The 21,818-nt window shown below is 70.4% G+C and carries 19 protein-coding genes; 3 read left to right on the top strand and 16 right to left on the bottom strand.

Annotated features, from left to right (window positions below; genetic code table 11):
- Window positions 1-7: 7 nt before the first annotated feature.
- Complete coding sequence (locus tag ACX9TP_RS00875) at window positions 8-562, bottom strand: hypothetical protein (protein ID WP_482977783.1); 555 nt, start codon at window positions 560-562, stop codon at window positions 8-10.
- Window positions 563-754: 192 nt separating this feature from the next.
- Here ACX9TP_RS00875 and ACX9TP_RS00870 point away from each other — a divergent pair, with 192 nt between their 5' ends.
- Window positions 755-1,687 (top strand): hypothetical protein, encoded by a 933-nt coding sequence (locus ACX9TP_RS00870; protein ID WP_482977782.1) that lies wholly within the window; start codon window positions 755-757, stop codon window positions 1,685-1,687.
- A 103-nt stretch (window positions 1,688-1,790) separates the two neighbouring features.
- Here the strand turns inward: ACX9TP_RS00870 and ACX9TP_RS00865 are convergent, their stop codons facing one another.
- Complete coding sequence (locus ACX9TP_RS00865; protein ID WP_482977781.1) at window positions 1,791-2,879, bottom strand: SGNH/GDSL hydrolase family protein; 1,089 nt, start codon at window positions 2,877-2,879, stop codon at window positions 1,791-1,793.
- Between the two features lie 224 nt (window positions 2,880-3,103).
- Here ACX9TP_RS00865 and ACX9TP_RS00860 point away from each other — a divergent pair, with 224 nt between their 5' ends.
- A complete protein-coding gene (locus ACX9TP_RS00860) occupies window positions 3,104-4,402 on the top strand; it encodes a chloride channel protein (protein WP_482977780.1) in 1,299 nt (432 codons plus the stop codon).
- 13 nt (window positions 4,403-4,415) lie between these two features.
- Here ACX9TP_RS00860 and ACX9TP_RS00855 read toward each other — a convergent pair whose 3' ends face one another.
- From ACX9TP_RS00855 to ACX9TP_RS00835, 5 genes are all read right to left on the bottom strand, one after another.
- Entirely contained in the window at window positions 4,416-6,719 is a 2,304-nt protein-coding gene (locus tag ACX9TP_RS00855; protein ID WP_482977779.1) for a membrane dipeptidase, read from the bottom strand.
- Window positions 6,720-6,856: 137 nt separating this feature from the next.
- Window positions 6,857-8,200, bottom strand: a complete 1,344-nt coding sequence (locus tag ACX9TP_RS00850) for a CapA family protein (protein ID WP_482977778.1) — start codon at window positions 8,198-8,200, stop codon at window positions 6,857-6,859.
- A 70-nt stretch (window positions 8,201-8,270) separates the two neighbouring features.
- A complete protein-coding gene (locus ACX9TP_RS00845; protein ID WP_482977777.1) occupies window positions 8,271-8,636 on the bottom strand; it encodes a hypothetical protein in 366 nt (121 codons plus the stop codon).
- 136 nt (window positions 8,637-8,772) lie between these two features.
- Window positions 8,773-9,840, bottom strand: a complete 1,068-nt coding sequence (locus tag ACX9TP_RS00840; RefSeq protein WP_482977776.1) for a site-2 protease family protein — start codon at window positions 9,838-9,840, stop codon at window positions 8,773-8,775.
- Complete coding sequence (locus ACX9TP_RS00835; RefSeq protein ID WP_482977775.1) at window positions 9,833-10,762, bottom strand: hypothetical protein; 930 nt, start codon at window positions 10,760-10,762, stop codon at window positions 9,833-9,835. The genes ACX9TP_RS00840 and ACX9TP_RS00835 overlap by 8 nt, the downstream gene beginning before the upstream one ends.
- Before the next feature lie 181 nt (window positions 10,763-10,943).
- Here ACX9TP_RS00835 and ACX9TP_RS00830 point away from each other — a divergent pair, with 181 nt between their 5' ends.
- Window positions 10,944-12,323, top strand: a complete 1,380-nt coding sequence (locus tag ACX9TP_RS00830) for an RluA family pseudouridine synthase (protein WP_482977774.1) — start codon at window positions 10,944-10,946, stop codon at window positions 12,321-12,323.
- A 3-nt stretch (window positions 12,324-12,326) separates the two neighbouring features.
- Here the strand turns inward: ACX9TP_RS00830 and ACX9TP_RS00825 are convergent, their stop codons facing one another.
- The 9 genes from ACX9TP_RS00825 to ACX9TP_RS00785 form a co-directional block, all read right to left on the bottom strand.
- Window positions 12,327-12,857, bottom strand: a complete 531-nt coding sequence (locus ACX9TP_RS00825; RefSeq protein ID WP_482977773.1) for an MXAN_0125 family MYXO-CTERM protein — start codon at window positions 12,855-12,857, stop codon at window positions 12,327-12,329.
- A 108-nt stretch (window positions 12,858-12,965) separates the two neighbouring features.
- A complete protein-coding gene (gene upp / locus ACX9TP_RS00820; protein ID WP_482977772.1) occupies window positions 12,966-13,601 on the bottom strand; it encodes a uracil phosphoribosyltransferase in 636 nt (211 codons plus the stop codon).
- Between the two features lie 26 nt (window positions 13,602-13,627).
- Window positions 13,628-14,839: a DUF1688 family protein gene (locus tag ACX9TP_RS00815; protein WP_482977771.1), complete on the bottom strand. Its 1,212-nt coding sequence runs from the start codon at window positions 14,837-14,839 to the stop codon at window positions 13,628-13,630.
- Complete coding sequence (locus ACX9TP_RS00810) at window positions 14,832-16,079, bottom strand: GTP cyclohydrolase II (protein ID WP_482977770.1); 1,248 nt, start codon at window positions 16,077-16,079, stop codon at window positions 14,832-14,834. Before ACX9TP_RS00810 ends, ACX9TP_RS00815 begins: the two co-directional genes overlap by 8 nt.
- Window positions 16,080-16,142: 63 nt before the next feature.
- Window positions 16,143-17,627 (bottom strand): CoA-acylating methylmalonate-semialdehyde dehydrogenase, encoded by a 1,485-nt coding sequence (gene mmsA, locus ACX9TP_RS00805; RefSeq protein WP_482977769.1) that lies wholly within the window; start codon window positions 17,625-17,627, stop codon window positions 16,143-16,145.
- Between the two features lie 192 nt (window positions 17,628-17,819).
- Window positions 17,820-18,218 carry a hypothetical protein gene (locus tag ACX9TP_RS00800; RefSeq protein ID WP_482977768.1) on the bottom strand — a complete coding sequence of 133 codons (399 nt, stop codon included), beginning with the start codon at window positions 18,216-18,218 and terminating at the stop codon, window positions 17,820-17,822.
- 43 nt (window positions 18,219-18,261) lie between these two features.
- Window positions 18,262-18,936 carry a hypothetical protein gene (locus ACX9TP_RS00795; protein ID WP_482977767.1) on the bottom strand — a complete coding sequence of 225 codons (675 nt, stop codon included), beginning with the start codon at window positions 18,934-18,936 and terminating at the stop codon, window positions 18,262-18,264.
- Between the two features lie 23 nt (window positions 18,937-18,959).
- Entirely contained in the window at window positions 18,960-19,517 is a 558-nt protein-coding gene (locus ACX9TP_RS00790) for a hypothetical protein (protein WP_482977766.1), read from the bottom strand.
- Between the two features lie 10 nt (window positions 19,518-19,527).
- A complete protein-coding gene (locus ACX9TP_RS00785) occupies window positions 19,528-21,723 on the bottom strand; it encodes a type VI secretion system Vgr family protein (RefSeq protein ID WP_482977765.1) in 2,196 nt (731 codons plus the stop codon).
- Window positions 21,724-21,818 lie beyond the last annotated feature (95 nt).

The raw sequence follows: 21,818 nt of genomic DNA, 5'->3' as shown, positions 1-21,818 counted from the left end.
GCAGCCGTCACGGTGCGGCCCCGGCCTCGGCGCCCTCGGGCAGCTGCAGCATCTGGATGGGCAGACCCGGCGGCGCCATCTCCGCGGGCACCACGCGGTTCTCCGGCAGGGGAATGGGCTCGCCGCGCTCGTCCTTCATCTCGAAGTCGGGATGGAACATCAGGATGGCGGCCACGCGCTCACCGTTGTCGGTGGACTGGTAGTGGCGCACGAAGCCGGGAGGCAGCTCGAAGTCCTCGGGCACGACGATGCCGCGCTTCATGGGCTTGGTGCCGGGCCGGTAGAGCTGCGTGCCCGTGGGCCCGGTGTAAGGCTGCTCCGGTTCCTCCACGGGAGTCAGGTTCCCCGCCAGCTCGGATGGCGGCGTGGCCACGGGCTGCGGGCGCTGAGCGACTGGACGCCGCATGGGAGCCTGGACCGCCATCGGCGGCGGCGCCTGGACGACGGGAGGCGGCACCTCGAGCACCGCCTCCACCTCCACTTCCGAGGAGCTCATCCAGACACTCAGGCCGATGCACGCAACGAGGAAGACGAGCGCGCCGCCCACGAGCCACACGCCCACGCCGCGGCCGGAGCTCGTGGGAGCAACATGCGTGACGCCATCGCTGTCGACGCGTCGTCCAGGAGCTGGGTGCTGCGGCTTCATGCTCGCCCTCGCCCGCGAACCATCGGGCTGCGTATGCTACGGAGCGCCCTCCCCCGAGGCAATGCGGCCCCCACCGGTCGACGCAGCCCGCCACTCTCGCTCGCCCCCATGAGTCCCACGTCCACCGCCACGGCCTCCGGCTCACCCTCGGTCACGACTCCTGACAGCGCACCCGCCCCCGTGCGCTTCACGGTGCACGCCTGGACTCCGCTCGTACGGGGCGTCGGCCTGGCGGCGCGAGGGATGATGCTCGGCTGCCTGCTCTTCTTCAGCGGCTGGCTCATCCTGGACGCCGTCCTCCCGGGCCAATACCCCCTTCCCCCCGGGCCGCTGGTGTGGGGCCTGGGACTCGGAGTGCCGCTACCGTGGCTCCTCTCCACGGTGCTCCGCTGGAGCACCCGAGCGACGGCGGAGGTGGGTGACACCCACCTGGTGCTCACCCTGCGCAGCCGCGCCCGGATGGAGCTTCCCTACGAGGCCGTGGAGTCCGTGCACCCCTGGAAGCTGCCGCTGCCGGGTCCCGGGCTCTCGCTGCGCATGAAGTCGGGGCGCACCTTCAGCCACGGCCTGGAGGTGGAGGACGCGGTGCCGCTGCTCACGGCGCTCGGCTCGCATGCCCCACAGCTGGGCACGGCGCGGGAGCACCCGCTGGTGCGCTACGCCCAGGCGAGGCACACGTTCTGGCGTCGACGCTGGTACCACTTCGTGGGCAAGCTGGTGCTCTACCCCATGCTGCCCACGGGCATCTTCTTCCAGCTCAGCCAGCGCATCACCTTCGGTAGCCCCTTCGGTGAGTACAAGATGTACGGGCTCGCGGCCTGGCTGCGCTCGTTCGGGCGCGACTACTCGCAGGTGTTCGTGAACTTCCTGCTCTTCGCCTGCTTCTTCCGAGCACTGGTGGAGGGGGTGTCCTTCGCGGCGGCCTGGCTCACGCCCTCCTACGCACGAGGCGTGCGGCGCGGCGCCGAGTGGCTGAACCGGTTCGCCTACTACGGGGTGCTGATGGCGCTGCTCGTCGTGCGCATCCTCGTGGGCTACTGAGCGGCACGAAGCCGTCCGTCCGAAAAAGACGAGGCCCCCGACCCGCGTGTGGAAGGTCGGAGGCCCTGTCGAAGCGCTCACCCGCGGTGTGCGGGTGCGGGCATCACGGCGTGGCGGGATTGAACTTCGAGGACTCCCAGCCCATCTTGTCGTGGCCGTTCTTGTTCCACTCGGGGTTCTTGCCGCCGGGCATCTGCGCGTCGGTGAACTGGGGCGCGGCCGTGCCGGAGCCGGTGCCACCGAAGATGCCCACGCTGACGGTGGTGCCGTAGTAGGTCGGGTGCGTGTTGTCCGACTGGATGTAGTCGTAGCTGGTGCTGGAGTTCACGAAGTGCGTGTTCGCATCGCGCAGCGTGGAGCGCAGCGTGGAGGAGATGCGCGTGACGTACGCGTCCTCCGTCTCGCCCGCGCGGTAGCGGAGGGCCTCGGAGTCCACCTGCCCGTCACCGTTGGAGTCGTACTCCGCGCCCATCATCTCCGCGAACGAGTCCGCGCACTGGAAGCCGTAGCGCGCCGCCAGGTTGCAGGTCCGCCAGTTGCTGCGCGCCAGCAGCGGCAGGAACTTGGTCTGCTTGTTGATGGTCTGCCCGGTGACCGAGTCACGGCAGGCGGTCTGCACGTTGTCCGCGGCAAAGCCCGGGTAGTAGATGTTCGAGACGATCTTCACCTTCGCCGTCGTCGCGTACTGGTTGATGGCCTGCATGGCCCGCTCGGTGTACGTGGTGCACGCGGCGAGCGCGCTCTCCAGGCCGGCGTAGCTGCACGTGCCCGTCTGGTCCGTGAAGGCGCTGCGGGCCTGCAGGTAGTCGTTGCCGCACATCTCGAACATCACGACGCGCGTGTTCGTCGCCTGCATGTACGAGCGCTCGGAGACAATCTTGTTGTTGTAGATGTCGTCGGCCCTGGCGCCGGACTTGGTGCGGCGGTAGACCTCGATGTCCGCGTTCCACTTCTGCGCCAGGTACTCGCCCTGCACCGTCGGAGCGGCGCGACGGGCCACGGCGCTGAGGCCGCCGTTGTAGCCGGCGTAGATGGAGTCGCCGTACGCCACCACGCGGTACTTGGTGGTGGCCGTGGACCGGTCGATGGTCCACGAGACGTTCTGGTTGATGGTGCTCGCCATCGCGCTACCACCGACCGTGAAGGCCGCGCACATGGCAATGATGGACTGCCCGCTGAGTCGGAAGGACATGCCCCGCTCCTTTGATTTCTACCCGTGGGGGTTTTTGGGGGGAGCCAGGACGCTACACGCAGTTGATTCGAGAATCACTCCGATTCCGGAATAACGCGCCATGTCAGAAAACACGGGTGAAACCAGACCCCGACGCCAGTCGCGTTCCGCTGTCTCGCAGGCAACGCAGTTCGAGGTTTGACGCAATGTTTCACCCTGTCTCACCGGGCCGTAGAGTGCGCACCGTGAGTCCTTCCCGTGGGGCCCGAGCGCTGGCGCAGTGGCTGCTGCTGGGTGGGGTGGTGGGGTGTGTGTGCGGGGTGGCGTCGGCGGTGTTCCTGTACCTGCTGGACGAGGCCACGCACTTCCGCGAGTCGCACGAGGCGCTCGTCTACGCGCTGCCGGTGGCGGGGCTGGTGCTGGGCGCGGTGTACGGGCGGTGGGGCGGGCCCGTCCGCGGCGGCAACAACCTGGTGCTGGACGCGGTGCACGAGGGCGACGCGCAGGTGCCGCTGCGCATGGCGCCCATGGTGCTGGTGGGCACGGTGCTGACACACCTGTTCGGCGGCAGCGCGGGCCGCGAGGGCACGGCGGTGCAGATGGGCGGCAGCCTCGCGGACGCGGTGGCGCGGCGCCTGGGCGTGGGGCCGGACACGCGGCGGGAGATGCTGGCGGCGGGAATCGCGGGCGGGTTCGGCTCGGTGTTCGGCACGCCGGTGGCGGGCGCCGTCTTCGGGCTGGAGGTCGTGGTGGTGGGACGCCTGGGCTACGAGTCGCTGCTCCCCGCGCTGGTGTCCGCGGTGGTGGGCGACCTGGTGACGCGGGGGCTGGGCATCCACCACACGGTGTACCCGGTGCCCGCGGCGCTGCCGCTCACGGCGTGGGTGCTGGCGAAGTGGCTGGTGTTCGCGGTGGCCGTCGCCGTCGTGGCGGTGGTGTTCGTGGAGTTGACGCACCGGCTGAAGAAGGCGTCGGAGAAGCGCGTGCCGTGGCTGCCGGTGCGGATGGCTCTGGGCGGCGCGGCGGTGGTGGCGCTGTGGAAGCTGTCGGGGACGAGCGCATACCTGGGCCTCGGCGTCCCCGGAATCCTGCGTGCCTTCGTGGACCCGGCGCTGCCCGTGCCGGCCTTCGCGTGGAAGCTCGTCTTCACCGCGGTGACGCTGGGCGCGGGGTTCCTCGGCGGCGAGGTGACGCCGTTGTTCTTCATCGGCGCGGCGCTGGGCAACGTGCTGGCGCGGCTGCTCGGGTTGCCGGTGGACCTGGGCGCGGCGGTGGGGCTCGCGGCCCTGTTCGCGGCGGCGGCCAACACGCCGCTCGCGCTGTCCATCATGGCGGTGGAGCTCATGGGCGCGAGCGTGCTGCCCCACGTGGTGATTGTCGCCACGGTGGCGTACCTGCTCACGGGCCACCGGGGCATCTACCCCGCGCAGCGGATTGCCCGGCTGAAGCACGGCGGGCCGCTGCTGCGCAGGCTGGTGCCGCTGCGCGAGCTGCCCGGAGAGCCCGAGCCTCCCCCCGGGCCACAGGGGCCCGGGAGAGGCTGAAGGGCGCCTCACCTCACTTGCAGGTGAAGGACCAGCGGCACGTCCCGGACAGGCACTCGCGGTCCGCCGAGCATGCCGAGCCCCGGCCCTTCTTGTTCTGGCACTTGCCGGAGTTGAGGCCCCAGCCGCAGTACTGGGTGGTGCCGCAGTGCGAGTCGCTGTCACACAGGCAGCTGCCCGTGGGATTCGCATAGCAGTCCGCGCTGCAGCGGTCCGTGGTGCACTCGCGGTCCGCCTTGCACGTCTGTCCATACGCCTTGGAGCGCGGCGTGTAGCACCAGCCCACCATGTTCGCGCAGCCGCCGCACGCGCCGGACTGGCACTGCCCGTCCCGGCTGCACGAGTCCCAGTTGGCCTTCTTCGCCACGCAGTCGTTGTCGCCCGGGTTGCCCGGAACCTCGTCCTGGCAGTACGCCGCGCCGCCGCAGTCCCCGTCGTCGTTGCACACGCAGCGCCCGTCGAAGGTGTTGCACAGCACGGAGGTGCACTGGTCGCTGATGCACTCGGCGTCGAAGCGGCAGCCCTCGTTGAGCGTCTTGCTGTCCGGGGCGTAGTGCGCGCCGCACACCGTGGGGTACGCCTGCTCGCGGTCCTCCGGCTTCACCCACGCCGCCACGCCGCTGGTGTCGATGTCCAGCGCCGCGTCCGCCATGCCGGTGCGCGGCCCGGACGCGCGCTCCCACATCCGGATGAACGTCTCCGCCGAGCTCTCCAGCGGCGCGGTGTTCGCCCCCAGGTTGCGCACGTCGCGAATCAGGTCCGGCAGCAGGCCCACGTGCGCCAGCCCCTGCTCGTCGAACGCGGTGCCCAGCCGGCCCGGGCCGTACACGTCCTGCTCGTGCTCCTGCGCGTCGGCCTCCGCCTGGAAGCCCGCCGAGCACGCGCCGTTCGGCCCGAAGCGCGGCCGCGTCTGCTGGATGAAGCCGTTGAAGTCCGCGCCGAAGGCCATGGGCACCTTGAGCCCCTGGCGGCCGAACTCGTACGCCTGGGCGAAGGAACGGCTGGAGCCCTGGCAGTTGTTGGCGATGCCGGACTTCGTATACGCGCGCGTCTCGTCGTGCGCGGTGCGCAGGCCGAACATGCCGCCCGTGCGCCGCAGCATCTGCACCACCCACGCGGGCGTCGTCTTCTCGTTCTCCGCCAGCTTGCCGTTCATCACCTCGCGGAAGTGGCCGTGGCTGACGTAGAGCGGGTAGTACTGGCGCTGCTCGGCCACCGCGTAGGCGTCGCGCACGCCCTTCTCGGACAGGTGCGCCAGGTCGATGAGCATCCCCTTGTCCATCATCGCCCCGATGAGCTGCTTCCCCTCCTCCGTGAGGCCGCGCACGTTGCGGCACTGCGAGTCCACGTCGAAGCCCAGGGTGAGCCCGCCCACGGTGAGCCCACAGTCCGAGTCGATGTGACAGTTCTCCAGGAACTGCGCCGCCTGGAAGATGGCGTTGTGCGGCGCCGCGCCGCCGAAGCGGTTGTCCAGCTGGTGCACCGGCTGCAGCGTGCGCACGCCCAGCGCGTGGAAGCGGTTCAGCTCCGCGCGCCAGTCCGCGGCGCCGAAGAGCCGGCTCGTCTCAATCGAGAGCACCATGGCCAGCTTGCCCTCGGAGACGATGCGGCGCGCGTCCGCGGGCGTGAGCGCCAGGTCCACCCAGTCACGGGTGGCGGCGAAGTCGCGCGCCTTCTGGAGCTGCACCTCCACGTCCACCATCTCGTCGCACGGGCGCGTGCGGTTCTGCGGGGGCAGCGCGTCACAGAGGAACTTGTTGCTCACCGCGGACACCACCACCAGCGACATGCCGCCCTGGTGCGCCTGCCGGAGCCAGCCCTCCCACGACTGCTGGTGGGCGATGGTGTCCCAGCGGGGCCACTCGGTGTTGGGGTTGCGGCGGCCGTCGTGCAGGCCGGTGTCGCCCTGCGTGCCCTCAATCTTGCCGAGGAACTCCGAGCCCACCGCGCCGCCGATGCCGAACAGGCCCGCGAGAACCGGCACGCCGCTCAAGTCCACGCCGCCGGAGTTGGGGCACAGGTTGAGCAGCCCGCTCAGGTCCATGCGGACGCGGGCGTGGTCGCTCTCCGGCCACCCGCCGTCGCACCGGGACAGCGCATCCGTGACGGTGCCGTGGAACCAGCCGCCGCCGAAGGCCTCCTCCGCGAACATGTGGTGGTGCAGCTCCGCGAAGCCGCCCACGCCCAGCTCCTGCGCGGTGGCGGCCGTGGGCTCGGGCCGCGCTTCGGCGGGCTCCTCCTGCACGGGGGTACAGCCGAGCGCCAGCGCCAGGGCCAGCGCGGAACAGCGTTTCCAGAGGCGGGGGGGATGGGACACGGGGGCTCCCTTCGAAGGTGAGCCGACCAGTTAGCGTCAGCCCACACCCGGAGTTCAAGCCATGGCGCGTTGAAACGTAACCCCGTTACCGCGGGCGCGAGGCACGCACGGGATGGAGTGCGAAGCCATCCGTCCGCTCACGGCGCGGACTGCGAAGCCATCCGCCCGCTGGGGCCGGACGTCTGGGGCAGCACGCTCGCCTCGCGCTGGCGCAGCTCGGGCGAGGCCACGGCGAAGCCCGTGGGCAGCATGCGCAGGATGCGCTCGCGCCGGTGCTGCGCTCCGGCCAGCCGCCGCTCCAGCAGCGCCTTCTCCGCGCGCGTCGCCTTGTCCAGCGGCGCGGGCCGGGCCGCCAGCGTGGCGAGCCGCTCCGCCACGGCCTCCACTTCCCGGTCGATGAGCACCGGCTGGATGTTGCGGGCCTCCTTGCGCGCGCGGCCCACGGCGTTGTTCTCAATCCACACCGGCAGCACGGCCACGTCCTCCAGGGCCACGGGGGCACCGGGCTCGGGCCGCACCAGTGACACGCGCAGCAGCATGGAGTCGCGCTTGTCTCCCGCCGCGCCCTTCTTGCCGGGCACGTGGCGGTAGAAGCGGTCCTGGTTCGCGACGAGGTTGCCCAGCGAGTACGCGATGAGCCCGCGCCGCCCGTCCGCGGTGGAGTACGCCTCCAGCGGCTGGAGCACGTGCGGGTGGTGGCCGATGACGGCCTTCGCGCCCGCGTCCAGCAGCGCGCGGCCCAGCTTGCGGTCCTCCGGGTGCGGCGAGTCCTTGTACTCGTTGCCCCAGTGCACCAGGACGATGAGCGCGTCACACCGGGCCGCGGCGGCGCGCACGGCCTCCACGGCCTCGTCGGGCTTGAGGCCGCGGTGGTGGCGGTGCACCGGGTACGGCACGAAGGCGACGTGAGGCCCCACTTCGTCCTTCGGGTTGCTGAAGCCGTTGAGCCAGCGGGTGAAGGACAGGAAGCCCAGCCGCATGCCGCGCACGTCCATGAAGACGGGCTCCCACGCGGCGGACTTCGACGGGCCCGTGCCCGCGTGGCGGATGCCCGCCGCGTCCAGGTGGCCCAGCGTCTCCAAGAGGCCGGCGGGGTGCTGGTCCCTCGCGTGATTGTTCGCGGTGGACACCATCTTCACGCCGGCGGAGGCGAGCGCCTGCACCATCGCTGGCGGCGCGTTGAAGAGCAGCTCGCGCGTGACGGCCTTCCGGTTGGCGGTGACGGGAGTCTCCAGATTGATGACGCCCACGTCGGCGGTGCGCAGCACGTCGGTGATGGGCCCGAAGACATGGTCCCAGCCCTCGTGGTTGAGCGACGGGGCGGCGCTTCCGTCCGCCGGCTTCGCGCCCTTGCGCGCGTGCAGCGTGGCCACCTTCTTCACCTCGCCGTGGGGAATCACGTCCCCGCCGAAGACGAGCTCCACGCGGGTGGGCGTGGCGGCGAACAGCACGGGCACGAGCAGCAGCGCGGACAGAGTCACGTGACGGACATTAGTCCAGCCACACGACTCGGACGGAAGCCCCTCCCCTGGGTTGCCGCGGCCCCAGCCCTCAAGGCGAGCTGGACACGGACGCGTCGCAGTCCGGGCCGGTGCACCTGCCGGAGCACGTCACCTGGGCGGGGTACGACTCGAGGATGACGCACTCGGTGCCACCGGAGCAGGAGAGCAATTCCTCGCAGACGGTGGAGTTGTCCACACAGCGTGCCTGGTGCACGCCATCCAGCTTGAAGGAGATGCAGCTCAGGCCCTGCGTGCACTGGGGCAGGTTCACACCGCACTCCGCCGCGTCCGCGAGCGACTGCCCGTCCCGCAGCGACAGCCGCCCCTGCTTCAGCTCCCCCTCGTCGTCCGCCGAGCCACAGGCCCCAAGTCCAAGGACGGCGAGGCAACATCCCAGCATCAGGCTCCAGCGCATCAGTGCTCCTTCACGAGAGTGACACGAGGAGACACGGAGCAAGGCGCGGACCAGGGAATGTGGCCCCACAATCCGCGCACTTGGAGCGGGAGAAAGCCAACGCCCCACTCGGAAATCTGAGAGGGGTGCTGAATCCTCACCTCGCCAGCGCCGCGCCCGTCCACTGCTGCGCGGCCCAGCCCAGCGCACTGAGCGCGGCGACCAGGGCGCCGTACTCCACGGTGGCGCGGGTGTCGCCCTCCTCCGCCCCGGGCGTGGCCACGGCCTGGAACCCGGCGCCGAGCAGCAACAGCACCAGCAGCCCCTCCGCCGTGAGGAACCACGCCGCGCCGATGACGGCCACCGCCAGCCAGCGCTGCTTCCGCGACAGCGCCCGGAAGCCACGGCCTCCGTCGAGCGTCCACAGCGGCAGCAGGTTGAAGAGGTTGAGCCACGCGGCCGCGTGGGCAATGGCGCCCAGGCTCTTCCACCCGGTGAGGAGCGCGGCGGCGAAGAACGCCGCCGCGGCCACGAGCCCCCAGATGGGCCCCGCGAGCCCCACCCGCGCATCCTCGCGCGCATCCACCGGCGACTGCTTGAGGCGCACGAAGGCGCCCAGGCCCGGAATGAACATGGGCGCGCTGGCCTGCATGCCGAAGCGGCGCAGCGCCGCAACGTGTCCCATCTCGTGCACGTAGATGGACGCAATCAGCCCGAGCGCGAACACCCAGCCCCACATCGCCCAGTACACGCTCAGCGCCAGCAGCATGGAGAACAGCGTGCTCGCCTTCGTCAGCCCGAGCAGCAGCAGCTTCCCCTTGCCCAGCAGGAAGACGAGGACGAACTTGAACTTCCACAGCAGCAGGCCGGCCGTCCCCAGCGCGGCGAGCCACTTCGGCAGGCCCGACTTCTGCCGGGCGCGCGTCGCCGCCGCGCTGACCTCGCGAAGCCCGGACGCATCCACCTGCTTGCTCAGCGCCTCCACCCGGGCCGTCACCTGGGCGTGCTGACTGGAGGCCGGAGGCAGCAGGTCCAGCGCCTGGCGCCAGGTCTCCAGCGCCACGGCCGGCTCGCCTCGCGCGGAGGCGGCCTCGGCCTCGGTGGCGAGCCGTTGCAATTCGCGCGCGTGGACCAGCCGGTGACAGGAGGGACAGGTGAGCAGCCGGGGGCCCAGCTCGGTGCCACACCCCTGGCAGCTCGTGACGACGGCGAGGGCTTCAGCCAACGGACTGCTCCCGTGCGCCTTCCTCCGTGGACTCCTGCGCGACGGCGGGAGCGAGCTGGAAGGGGCCGGCGATGTTCAGCTCGGCGCGGGTGTTGCGGCGCCACGCCTCCCACAGGGCGAAGCCGTAGATGAGCAGCGAGATGGGGCTCTCGAAGCCCACGACGAAGGGCGCAACCAGCGAGAAGATCGCCGACACGATGACCAGGACCGCGACGGAGGCCTCTTCCGAGGAAGGCACGTCGGTGTCATCCGCGGCGGCGGCCTCGGGAGCCGGGGCGGCGGCTTCGGGAGCCGCGGCGACGGCTCCAGGGGCCGGGGCGGCGGCTTCAGGAGCCGGGGCGGCAGCTTCAGGAGCCGGGGCGGCGGCTTCGGGGGCCGCGGCGATGGCTCCGGGCGCCGGGGCGACGGCTCCGGGAGCCGGGGCGGCAGCGGCCTCGGGTGCCGGGGCGGAAATCTCGGCATCTGGTGCCGTCAGGCCCTCGTAGACATCCGGTGCGAGCGAGGCGCAGATGGACAGGTACGTCAGGCCCACGGCGAGCAACTGGTAGAACCGGCCCCCGCGCCCATCCGAGCCCTTGCGCACGGCGGTGCCCACCATCCACCCCACGGCGACGGCGATGAGGCCGAGGTTGTAGCCGGTGACCGCGGAGACGCCGAAGTACACCAGTGCGCCCGCCGCCGCCGCGCCCGTACCGAAGGCGAGCGCCCGGAAGAACCGGCCCGACTTCGAGCCACCGGTGAGCGACGCTTCCACCGTGTCCCGGCACGTGGGGCAGAGCAGGTGACCGTTCACCTCGAAGTAGGTGTCGGTGATGGAGCGCTCGCACGACTTGCACTGCGGTGCGGCGCGCGGCTCGGTGAACTCGGCGCGCTCGAACTGGAGCGGCGCGTCCGAGGCGGCCGGAGAAGCAGGGTCTGTCATTGGATAGGGATTGCGGTAGGAGGCCGCTCCGAGCCTAGCCGATCCTCCCCTGCGCACGAAAACCGCCCCCTCCTCGCGAAGCTGGGACGCGGAGCGAAGTGCGGCACACAGGCGAACGCGCTCTCCTCGCCGCTGCCGCTGTATCCGAGCCCAAGGTCAGGCTGGTAGACGGAAGGCCATCGTGAGCGAAGTGCCCCCGCCAGCCGTGACGTACTTCGAGCCTCCGCCGTCACCGGCAGAGATGCCGTCGCGGCTCGCGAGCCCGTTCGACCCGGCCCCTCCGCATCCGCTCGCACGCCGTGCCGCCGAGGAGCTCCAGGCGCTCCTGCGCCGAGGGGACGTGGCGAAGGACGCCGGCCTCGACGCGCCCGGGGGCGGGAAGATGTTCGGGGTGCTGGTCGTCGTCACGGAGGACGGCCGCGTGGGCTACCTCCGCGCCTTCTCCGGCATGCTCGGTGGACGCTGGCACGTCGAGGGTTTCGCGCCACCGCTGTTCGACCCGGTGGCGCGCGACACCTTCTGGCCCGACGGCCAGGAGGCGCTGCGAGCGCTGGAGCTGCGCCACGCGGACCCGAGCGAGCGCGACGAAGTCGAGCACCTGCGCGCCGAGCGCTCACGCCAGCTCTGGCGGCAGCTCACCGACAGCTACGTGCTCCCGAACGCGCGCGGAGAACAACAATCCCTCACGGCCCTGTTCGAGCCCGAGGCGCCTCCCGGCGGCGCGGGTGACTGCGCCGCGCCCAAGCTCTTCGCGTGGGCCTGGCAGCACCGCCTGAAGCCCGTGGCGCTCGCGGAGTTCTGGTGGGGCGCGCCGCCGGTGACGGGCAGGTGGCGCGCGGGTGGGTACCACCCGGCCTGCCAGTCCAAGTGCGGACGGGTGCTGCCGTACATGCTCCAGGGGATGGACGTGGACCCGCCGCCACCGGGGAGCACGGGCCCGGTGCCGCTGGAGGAGCCACGGCTCGTGTTCGAGGACGCGTGGCTGCTCGTCGTGGACAAGCCGCACGGGCTTCCGTCCGCGCCCGGCCGGCATGCGCGGCAGCGGGACTCCGTGCTCTCCCGCTTCCAGCAGCGCAGCTCCTCGAAGCTCTCCGTCGTGTTCGCGCTCGATGCCGAGGCCTCGGGCCTGCTCCTGCTCGCGAAGGACGAGGAGACCCAGGCGGCACTCCGCAGGCAGTTCGCGCGCCGGGAGGCGGACCTCCGCCACGTCGCCTGGCTCGATGGGTCCGTGGCCGGCGACCACGGCCGCGTCGAGCTTCCGCTCCGGACGACCCCGGACGGGCACCTCGTGGACCCCGTCCACGGCAAGCGCGCGGTCTCCGAGTGGCGCGTGGCGGAGCGGACCGGGACGCGGACACGCGTCACCTTCCTGCCCCGCACGCGGCTCGCGCACCAGCTGCAGCTCCACGCAGCGCACCCGCTCGGGCTCGGCGCGCCCATCGTCGGGGACACGCTTCACGGACGTGAGGACACGCGGCTGATGCTCCACGCCGAGGCGCTGACCTTCACGCATCCACAAACCGGCGAAGGGCTCACCTTCGAGAGCCACCCGCCGTTCTGAGAGTCACCGCCGCCGGCGCCACCGTGCCACGGGCACCGTCAGCAGCAGCACGCCCAGGGCCGCCAGTGCGCCGGGAGCGGCGGCACAGCCCTCCTGGTCCTCGTCGAACGAGAGGGACCTGCACGTGACGTCCGAGGAGACGGTGAAGGGCTGTTCCTCTCCGTCGCCAATCTGCACCCGGTAGGAGGCCTCGGGGGTGCTGTGCTCGCCCTGGATGACCGTGCTGTAGAAGTTGAAGCGCGCCTCCTGCCCGGCCGGGAGCACCGCGGTGCACGTCGGGCTGTTGCACACGACGTCCCTGAGGGGCCAGTCCACCAGCCGCACGGGCACGCCGCAGGTGTTCCGCACGATGCTCCCGCCGCAGTAATCACTCATGTCCACGATGAGGCACGAGCCGGCGGGCTCCACGCGCTGGTTCTTGATGGTGCAATCACACGGAGGGCTCTCCGCCCCGGCCGCTCCCGCGAATCCCAGCACTGCCGCCAACCCGAGCCCCGCCGCCCACCCGCGGGCCCGAAGACGCATCCACCGCATGCACAGACTCCCTGCTCCTGGCGCGCCGGCCCTCGCGTAGGGCGCATCCTGCCTCAGCGCCCCGCCGAGCCCAAGTGCCTGCCCCACCAGGAGCCGGCCCCCGCGCGGCTACTTCGTCCCGAACAGCCGGTCGCCCGCGTCGCCCAGGCCGGGGATGATGTACCCGTGCTCATCGAGCTTCTCGTCGATGGCCGCCGTGTACACGTGCACGTCCGGGTGGTGCTCGCGCAGGTTCGTCAGGCCTTCGGGGCTCGCCAGCAGGCACACGAAGCGCACCGAGCCGGGCTTGTTCTTCTTCAGCCGCTGCAGCGCCGCCACCGCCGAGTTGCCCGTGGCCAGCATCGGGTCGCACACCACCACGTCGCGGTCCGCCAGCTGCCCCGGCACCCGGTAGTAGTACTCCACCGCCGCCAGCGTCTCCGGGTCCCGATACAGGCCGATGTGCCCCACGCGCGCGGACGGCACCAGCTGCAGCATGCCGTCGAGGATGCCCTGCCCCGCGCGCATGATGGCCACCAGCACCAGCTTCTTCCCGTCCAGCACCGGCGCCATCATCTTCGCCATCGGCGTCTGGATTTCCTCGTCGCGCAGCTTCAAGTCCCGGAACGCCTCGTACGCAAGCAGCAGCGAGATTTCCTGGAGCAGCGCCCGGAAGGAAGCGGTGCTCGTCTCCGCCCGCCGCATCAGCGTCAGCTTGTGCTTCACCAGCGGATGGTCCACCACCGTGCAGTTCGGGAATTGCATTGCATCCTCCGTCGGGTCAGCCGTTCTCAGAAAACCGTGCCGTCACTGTCCACGCGAATCGGCGGCACGCCGCCGGGCCGCATCTCCGCCGCCACCCGCCGCCCCGCCGTCCACGTCCCCCCTTGCAGCACCTTCCCCAGCGGCAACTCCTCCGCGTTCATCCCCAGCCGGCCGCGCACCAGCGCCGCCACCCGGTCCAGCAGCGCCACCGTCAGCGCGCGCCACTCCACGATGGGCTCGTCACCCGGGTGCAGCGCCACCGTGGTGATTTTCACGTCGCGCGGCACCAGCACGCCCAGGTCCACGAAGAGGCCGCCGTTGCGGTACTCGGGCAGGCCGGTGAGGCCGTCCAGCTCCGTCACCTGCACGCCGGCCTCCGCCAGCGGCTCCACCAGCGAGTACGTCAGCCACTGCGACAGCTTGTGGAAGGGCACCAGCGCGTCCACGCTCTCCACCGGGCCCAGCGCCGAGTGCGGCCACACGTCGCCCAGATTCACCGCGTCCACCATGACGCGGCCCGGCCAGATAGGGCCCAGCACCTCCAGCACCAGACCCAAGAGCTCCGCGGCCCGCACGCTGCGCCGCTGCGCGGTGATGATGTCCAGCAGCGCGCCCGGCCGGGGCAGCACCTTCGCCAGCCCGTGCAAGAGGTGCAGCCGTCCCTCCAGCCCGTCCAGCGGGTTGGACTCCGACACCTGCATGCCCTTCGCGAGCCCCTCGCGCGTCATCCGCCCCAGCGCCTCCGCGTCCGCGCGCAGCGGCCGGTCCGGGTCCGACGAGAAGAGCCCGTCCATGAACATGCGGAAGCTCGCGACGGCCAGGCCCTCCGAGCGGGCCCACGTGCCGCCACCCTGCTCGCGGTAGCGCCACTTCGGCCCGCTGCCCGCGTCCAGCAGCACGCTCACCACCACCAGGTCCAGCTTCGCCCGCGCCCGCTCCTGCGGCGTCGCGTCCTTCAGCCGCTCCTCCAGCTCCTGCACGCGCGCCACGCCGCCCGCGTCGAAGTGGCCCCAGCGGCTGTGCAGGGGAATGTCCAGGTTCGGGTACAGCTCGCGCGTCACGCTCAGCACGGTGTCCACCACCACCGGCAGCCGCGAGGGCTCCACGCGGAAGTGCGGCAGCCTGCCGGCGAGACCCAGGTCCAGCAGCTGATGGCAGCGCTCGCGAATGGCGGCCGGCGTGCGCAGCCAGGCCACGGCGGGGGAGACGTGCGCCCTTGCCAGCTCGCTCTCAGACATCGAGCCCCCGTCCCTTCACCTGGGCCAGCGTGGCCGGGTCCGCCACGGGCCCCTTGGTGAAGTAGCCCGCCGCCTTCTTGGCCTCCATCTCCACCTTGGCGTCGGCGGGGATGAGCTCCTCCGGAATCGGGACGCGCTCCAGGATTTCGATGCCCGAGCGGGTAATCGCGTCGTGCTTCATGTCGCTCATGGACACGAAGCGGTGGATGCGGGTGATGCCCAGCCAGTGCAGCACGTCCGGCATCAGCTCCTGGAAGCGCATGTCCTGCACGCCGGCCACGCACTCGGTGCGCTGGAAGTAGGTGGCCGCCGAGTCGCCGCCCTCCTGCCGCTTGCGCGCGTTGTACACGAGGAACTTCGTCACCTCGCCCAGCGCGCGGCCCTCCTTGCGCAGGTAGACGATGAGGCCCGCGCCGCCGTTCTGCGCGGAGCGCACGCACTCTTCAATCCCGTGCGCCAGGTACGGCCGGCACGTGCAGATGTCGCTGCCGAACACGTCCGAGCCGTTGCACTCGTCGTGCACGCGCACCGCCAGCGGGATGTTCTTGTCCGCCAGCGAGGTGATTTCGCCAAAGACATACAGCGTGAGCCCGCCGATGGGCGGCAGGAAGACGTGCAGGTCCGGGCGGGTAATCAGCTCCGGGAACATGCCGCCCGTCTGCTCGAAGAGGCCGCGGCGCAGCGCGCTCTCCGACAGCCCGAACCGCTTGGCGATGCCCGGCAGGTACCACACCGGGTCCACCGCGGCCTTCGTCACCTTGATGTCGCCGTTGGCCGCGAGCAAATCCCCGTCCGGCTTCAGCCGCCCGGCTTCAATCGCGTCGCGCAATTCCGGCAGGTTGATGTGGGCCTTGGTGACGGCGATGGTGGGCCGGAAGTCGACGTCCTGCTCCGAGTACGCGCGGAAGACCTGCGGCGCCACCGCGCCCCACGGGTCCAGCGAGACGATGCGCTCGGGGTCGCTCCACGACGGGTACGGACCCACCTGCGCGGCGGGCGAGGTGTTCTTCAGGTCCGCCTTGTGGTCCTGCGGCAGCTGGCCCGCGGCCACGGCGAGCGCGCGGTAGACGGCGTACGCCCCGGCGTGCGTGCCGATGACATTGCGGTGCGCGGGCTCGGTGAGCGTGGCCACCACGGGGCCGCGGCGCAGCGGCTCGGCGTCGCCCCAGCGCAGGGCGACGCTCTCGCCATCCGGATGCGAGGTGAGGCGGATGTGGTTGACGGGCTTCTTGTCTGCCATGGGAGCGCCCTCCTTGCGGGCGCGGGGGTAGTTCGAGCGCGAGGAGTGGAAGCGGGAAGCGGATCAGCTCATCCACGAGCCGTCGGTGCGAGCCGACCACTTGCGGGTGACCTTCTTCAGCGCCGTCCAGAAGTCGAGGCTGGAGGGGCCGGTGATGTCGCCGTGTCCGAAGCGCGAGTCACCGGTGCCACCGAAGGAGAAGGGCTCGCGCGGCACGGGGACGCCCACGTTGACGCCCACCATGCCGGCGCGCACGCCCTCCACCACCGCCTGCGCCACCGCGCCGTTGGTGGTGAAGATGGACGCCGCGTTGCCGTACGGCGACGCGTTCTCGATTTCGAGCGCCGCGGACAGCGTGGGCACGCGGATGATGGAGAGCACCGGGCCGAACAACTCGCGCTTCGCGGCCTCCATCTCCGGGCGCACGCCGTCCAGCAGCGTGGGCCCCAGCCAGTTGCCGCCGGTCCACACCTCGCCGGAGGGCCGCTTGCCGCGTCCGTCGAGCACCACCTTCGCGCCCTCGGCTTCCGCGCGGGCGATGGCCGTCTCCAGCCGGTCCACCGCGCCCCGGTCGATGAGCGCGCCCATGCCGGGGCCTGGCTGGAGGCTCGCGGCGCGGCGGGTGATTTCCTTCAGGATGGGCTCCACGTCACCGACAGCGAGCAACACGCTGGCGGCCATGCAGCGCTGGCCCGCGCAGCCGGTGAAGGAGTCCACCACCGCCTGCGGGGTGAGGGCCGGGTCCGCGTCGGGGACGACGATGACGTGATTCTTGGCGCTGCCCAGGGCGAGCACGCGCTTGCCGCGCTTGCAGCCCTCCGCGTACAGGTGCCGCGCCACGGCGGACGAGCCCACGAAGCCGATGGCCGCCACGTCCGGATGCGCCACCAGCGCGTCCACGGCCTCCTTGCCACCGTGGACGACGGAGAAGACACCGGGCGGGAAGCCGGCCTCACACATCAATTCACCGAGCGCGCACGCGGTGAGGGGCACCTTCTCGGACGGCTTGAGGATGAAGGCGTTGCCCAGCGTGACGGCGATGGGGAACATCCACATCGGCACCATGGCCGGGAAGTTGAACGGGGTGATGCCGGCGACGACGCCGAGCGGCTCGCGGCGCAGCTCACAGGTGACGCCGCGGCTGACCTCCATGTGGCCGCCGGTGTCCAGGTTCTGGAGGGACAGGGCGAAGTCGCAGACCTCCATGCCCTTGAGGAGCCCGGCGCGGCCTTCGGCCACCGTCTTGCCGGCCTCGCTCGCGGCGAGGTTGGCGAGCCGGTCCAAATCCCTCTCGAGGAGCGTGCGGAAGCGGTGCAGAAGCTGGGTGCGCTCGCGCAGGGCGGTGTTGCGCCAGAGGGCGGCGGCGGGCTTCGCGGCCTCCACGGCGTGGGCGACTCCCGCGGCCGGCGTCAGCGGAACACGGCCGATGACCGTGCCCGTGTACGGGCTGCGCACGTCGAGCAGGGTGGCACCCACCGGGGACTGCCATTCACCTCCTACCAGGTTGCGACAAGGAACAACGCTCTCAGGAAGCTGGATGAAGGACACGCGCACCCCCCAGGCGTAGCGTGATCGAGGTGCGCCCCATCATAGCCGCGAGCGTGGAGAGAGCGGCAACCCGGGCCCGGTACGGGTCATTCGTGAATCGGTTGACTGTCTCGTGTCCAGGCAGGCGAAGTGCCGGATAGCGGACCAATGCAGAGCGTCATTTCCGGCCGGGAGGGCCCCGCGCGGCGCGGATCAGACGCGGTGCGGCGGCTCCGTGTAGGCACGGAGCCGTGAGACGGTGGCAGTGTCCTCGGCGTCGGGGGTGAGGCCCTGGGCCTGGGCCTCGGCGTACAGCGCGAGGGCGAAGTGGAAGCGGGCGGAGGCGGTGGCCGGGTCGCCCTGCTGCTGGAGCAACTCGCCCTCCTCGGCGACCAGGCGGGCGAGGACCTTCACACGCACGGGACTGCCGAGCAGCCGCGCGGTGGAGGCGGGGTCCGCGAGCAGCAGGGCGCCGTACTCCATGCCGAGCGTGGAGAGGGCCGTGTCCTGGATGAGCTTCTGGGCGTCCGCGAACTTCTGCTCCCGGCGGGCCTTGAGGATGCGGGCGAGCGCGGCGGCGAACTCCTCGATGTAGTCCTTGCGGATGGACATGGCGCCTGGAGGGTAATGGCGGCGCGGGGTGGGTGCACGTGCTTCAGTCCGCCCACCAGTTGCGCCGGGACCAGGTGGAGAGCACGTGGTAGCCCGTGGGCGTCTGGAAGTAGCGAAGCCAGCGACGGTCCTGCTCGTCACGACCGCGAAGGAATGAATCCATTTCGGTGCTGCTCAGGATGTCCTTGGACACCATGTAGAAGCCTCGTGCAGGTCTCTTCGGCAGCCCCTCCTTCTGCCATCTCGCGATGAGCTGGGTCGCATCGAGCGGCGCCATCGAGGACCAGCCCGAACCGCTGGCGCAGGCCTTCACGCCGCAGGTGTTGACGTAGTCGCACATGAAGCGCTCGAACCACTCGCCCTCCGCCATTCCGTTTGGAGTGACGTACGGCACCTGGGTATCCGTTTCCAGGGTCAGACAGGTCACTTCCGCCTGTCGGCAGAATCCCAGGTACAGGCTCGCGCGGATGGACATGACCTCGTACGTGATGGCCACTCCATCCCATGTTCGAGCCAGCTCCAGCGCTTGAGCATCACTCTGGACTGGCTGTTCATTGCCAAAGTCCACGTCGAAACTCTTCGAATCAGGGTCCCATAGAATTTTGAGCGCATGGCGGGCGATGAACCGGTGCGAAGCACGGAGCAACTGGGTCTGGTGGACCGCTTGCTCCAGCGGAAGCCGCACAGCGGACATCTGGAACCATCTCGGTGGGCTCATGACGAGGGCTCCCAATCACACAGCTACGGGAATGCGACGAAGACGACATCGAAACCGGTGTCCTTGAGCATGTCGACCTTCCTATCGGTGCGTTTCGCAGCGGGAACCTTGTACGAGACTTTGTAGCCCCTCTCAGCAAGGCTCCGGTTGTTCATCAACTGCTCGGAGCTATAGGGGCGCTCCTGGTTCTTGCACTCCGTGACCTCTCTCTTGCTCGCGGCATGATCGAGCTCACGGCTCTTGCCGCACTTGATGCAGACGGCACGCACGTGCTGATGGTCTCCCGACAGTCCGGCCTTCAGTTCCTCATCGGTTGCATCCCGGGAAATCTGCCGGCCATGGGTGATGTGCCCCGCTCGAACGTTGTGTTCCGCCGCCGCAATCTCGAATGGATCGTTCCCCGCCTCTTTCATCTTTTCGATGCGCTTGAGCGGATTGGCCTCTGCCGGGTCCACCTCGGGAAAGTAGGTGCGCTCGGCATGCTCACCGGGTGGACAGGAGTTCTCCACGAGAGGCCTCGCGAAGGGCAGCTCGCAGCCGCCCTGAATCAACAGCACCTTCCTGCCCTTGAATCTCCCCATCGGAGCGCTCCTATTCTTCTTCCACGGTGATGTTGCGACCGAAGAACCGGACCCGGCCGGACCTCTCCACCCGGAGAGCCACCCTGCCGTTGACCGCGATGCTGAGCGCGTCCGCGTCGAGCATCAGGTACCTGGCCTGCACGGACTGCGCGCCATCAATGCGGATGTGCAGCCCTTCTCCTGTCTCAATCTTCCAGTCCTTGCCGACACTCAGGCTGGCGGAGCCATCCACCTCCACCCAGTCCTCGTCGCCAACTCGGAACTGCTTGTCGCCAACCACGGTCTCTTGCCGGCTTCCGGCGATGGCTTCGTGCTTGAGCCCCGCCACCTGCTCGCTCTTCGCGCCACCCGTGGCTTCATTGTGGGCCAGCGCCACGTTGACGCTGTAGGCCCCGCCGATGGTGGTGGCCTTCGCCGCGCCCACGTTCTCCACGGTGCCCTGCGACACGGAGACCTCGAGCCCCTGTCCGACGGTCATCGCCTGATGGCCGGCCACTGATTCGTCGTGACTCCCACGCGTGGAGGTGTCGCGCTCCTCCTGCACCAGCAGCGTCTGGTTGCCCTCGATGACGCTGGCATCGTCCAGGGTAACGGCGAGGGACTGGTCCCCCTCCACGGTGCGCTTGCGGTCCTTCTTCACCAGGAGGTCCTCGTACCCGCGCACCTCCTGCTCCTTGTCATTCTCGGTGAGCAGCTCCTCGTCCTTCTGGGCATGGGTGAAGACCTCCTCCTCCCCGGCGACGTCCTCGATGCGCACCTCGTTGAAGCCGTCGCTGCCCAGGCTGGAGGCGCTCTTGCGCGTCGACTTCGTCTTCTCGTCCGGCAGCGCGTACGGCACCGCGTTGGCGCCGTTGTAGACGGCCCCCGCCACCAGCGGCCGGTCCGGGTCTCCCTCCAGGAAGCGCACAATCACTTCCTGGCCGATTCGCGGCAGCCACACGTCGCCCCACGTCGGGCCGCCCCACGGCTGGCCCACGCGCACCCAGCACGAGGACTTCTCGTCCCTCTTGCCCTCGCGGTCCCAGTGGAACTGCACCTTGATGCGCCCGTGCGCGTCGGTGTGGATTTCCTCGCCCGCAGGGCCCGTCACCGTCGCCGTCTGCGGGCCGGCAATCTGCGGCAGCGACGTCAGCCGGCGCGGCCGGAAGGGCACCGCCCTGGGCAAGAGGTGGAACTGGTTTCGGTAGAGCCCCTGTAGCGATTCGCTGCCGCCCGACACGTCCGGCTGCACCCCCGAGTGCACCACCTCGGTGATGAGGTACTCGCCCGCGAAGGTGCCGTCCTCCGGCGCGTCCAATTTCATCAGGAAGCCGGGCGTCAGCCGAGGCGCAATGGCCTCGCCCGCCAGTGTGCGCCGTCCCGCGCCTACCGCCTCCACGCGCGCCTTCGCCGCCGACCTGACCATGCCCGGCGCCACGTAGCCGGCGGGGTAGTCGTAGATTTCGAGCGCCGCCACGCCCTCGGACGCCTTGCCCCTGCCGGAGATGTCCACCGCGGGCTTCTCGAAGTCGAAGTCCTTCAGGTGCACCGCGCCGGGCCGCAGCCGGTGCACCACCTCCAGCGCGTAGATGAACTCCCCGTCCACCGCCTCCTTGCCCATGCGCGGGCGCAGCGGCAGCGTCCCTCCCTGCGGCAGCGGCACATGCGCGGAGGGCTTGTCCCCCAGCACCAACGTGTGCCCGGCGTCCGTGTGCTCGAAGAAGTAGAAGATGCCCTCCCACTCCATCAGCCGGCTGACGAAGGCGAAGTCGCTCTCCCGGTACTGCACGCAGGACTCACGCGCCGCGTAGCTGCCACCGAGCGCCAGCCGCACCTCCACCCCACCCTCGCCAAGCACCGCCTTGAGGATGTCCGGCACGCTCTGGTTCTGGAAGATGCGGCTCCTGTGCACCTGGGACAGCCGCCACAGCCTGGGCACCACGTGGGCCCGGTAGCGCCGCCGGCCCGTCTTCATCCCCAGCGACTCCACCTCGCGCACCACGCCGTGCACGTAGCGCGGGGCACCGTCGCGCACCGACAGCGTCACCAGTGCGTCCCTCCCCACCAGGTCCGCCACCACCAGTGGCTCGCCATCCTTCGTGAAGAAGTCCACCCGGAAGTCGAAGAGCCGGCTGATGGCCTCCCTGCCGGCGAAGCCAGAGAGCGCCAGCCGCTCGGCACCGAGCGCCCCGACCCTCAACGTGAATGCCGGTGGGTTCCACCCCACGGGGAGCCTCTCTGGTGGGTCCCGCCCCGTACCCACCGTGAGGGAATGCTGCCCTACCTTCCCGGACGGCTCCTCCCCGGAGCCCCTCGGGCGTC

This window comes from Pyxidicoccus sp. M15, from assembly GCF_056858435.1.
The sequence above is the reverse complement of the archived record's forward strand: the minus strand, read 5'-3'. Positions and strand labels throughout refer to the sequence as shown.

What these genes read in the sequence shown, in the direction of transcription:
- ACX9TP_RS00870 (WP_482977782.1), top strand. Translation starts at nt 755, where the DNA reads ATGAGTCCCACGTCCACCGCCACGGCCTCCGGCTCACCCTCGGTCACG.
- ACX9TP_RS00865 (WP_482977781.1), bottom strand. Translation starts at nt 2,879, where the DNA reads ATGTCCTTCCGACTCAGCGGGCAGTCCATCATTGCCATGTGCGCGGCC.
- ACX9TP_RS00845 (WP_482977777.1), bottom strand. Translation starts at nt 8,636, where the DNA reads ATGCGCTGGAGCCTGATGCTGGGATGTTGCCTCGCCGTCCTTGGACTT.
- ACX9TP_RS00835 (WP_482977775.1), bottom strand. Translation starts at nt 10,762, where the DNA reads ATGACAGACCCTGCTTCTCCGGCCGCCTCGGACGCGCCGCTCCAGTTC.
- ACX9TP_RS00825 (WP_482977773.1), bottom strand. Translation starts at nt 12,857, where the DNA reads ATGCGGTGGATGCGTCTTCGGGCCCGCGGGTGGGCGGCGGGGCTCGGG.
- upp (WP_482977772.1), bottom strand. Translation starts at nt 13,601, where the DNA reads ATGCAATTCCCGAACTGCACGGTGGTGGACCATCCGCTGGTGAAGCAC.
- ACX9TP_RS00815 (WP_482977771.1), bottom strand. Translation starts at nt 14,839, where the DNA reads ATGTCTGAGAGCGAGCTGGCAAGGGCGCACGTCTCCCCCGCCGTGGCC.
- ACX9TP_RS00810 (WP_482977770.1), bottom strand. Translation starts at nt 16,079, where the DNA reads ATGGCAGACAAGAAGCCCGTCAACCACATCCGCCTCACCTCGCATCCG.
- ACX9TP_RS00800 (WP_482977768.1), bottom strand. Translation starts at nt 18,218, where the DNA reads ATGTCCATCCGCAAGGACTACATCGAGGAGTTCGCCGCCGCGCTCGCC.
- ACX9TP_RS00795 (WP_482977767.1), bottom strand. Translation starts at nt 18,936, where the DNA reads ATGAGCCCACCGAGATGGTTCCAGATGTCCGCTGTGCGGCTTCCGCTG.
- ACX9TP_RS00790 (WP_482977766.1), bottom strand. Translation starts at nt 19,517, where the DNA reads ATGGGGAGATTCAAGGGCAGGAAGGTGCTGTTGATTCAGGGCGGCTGC.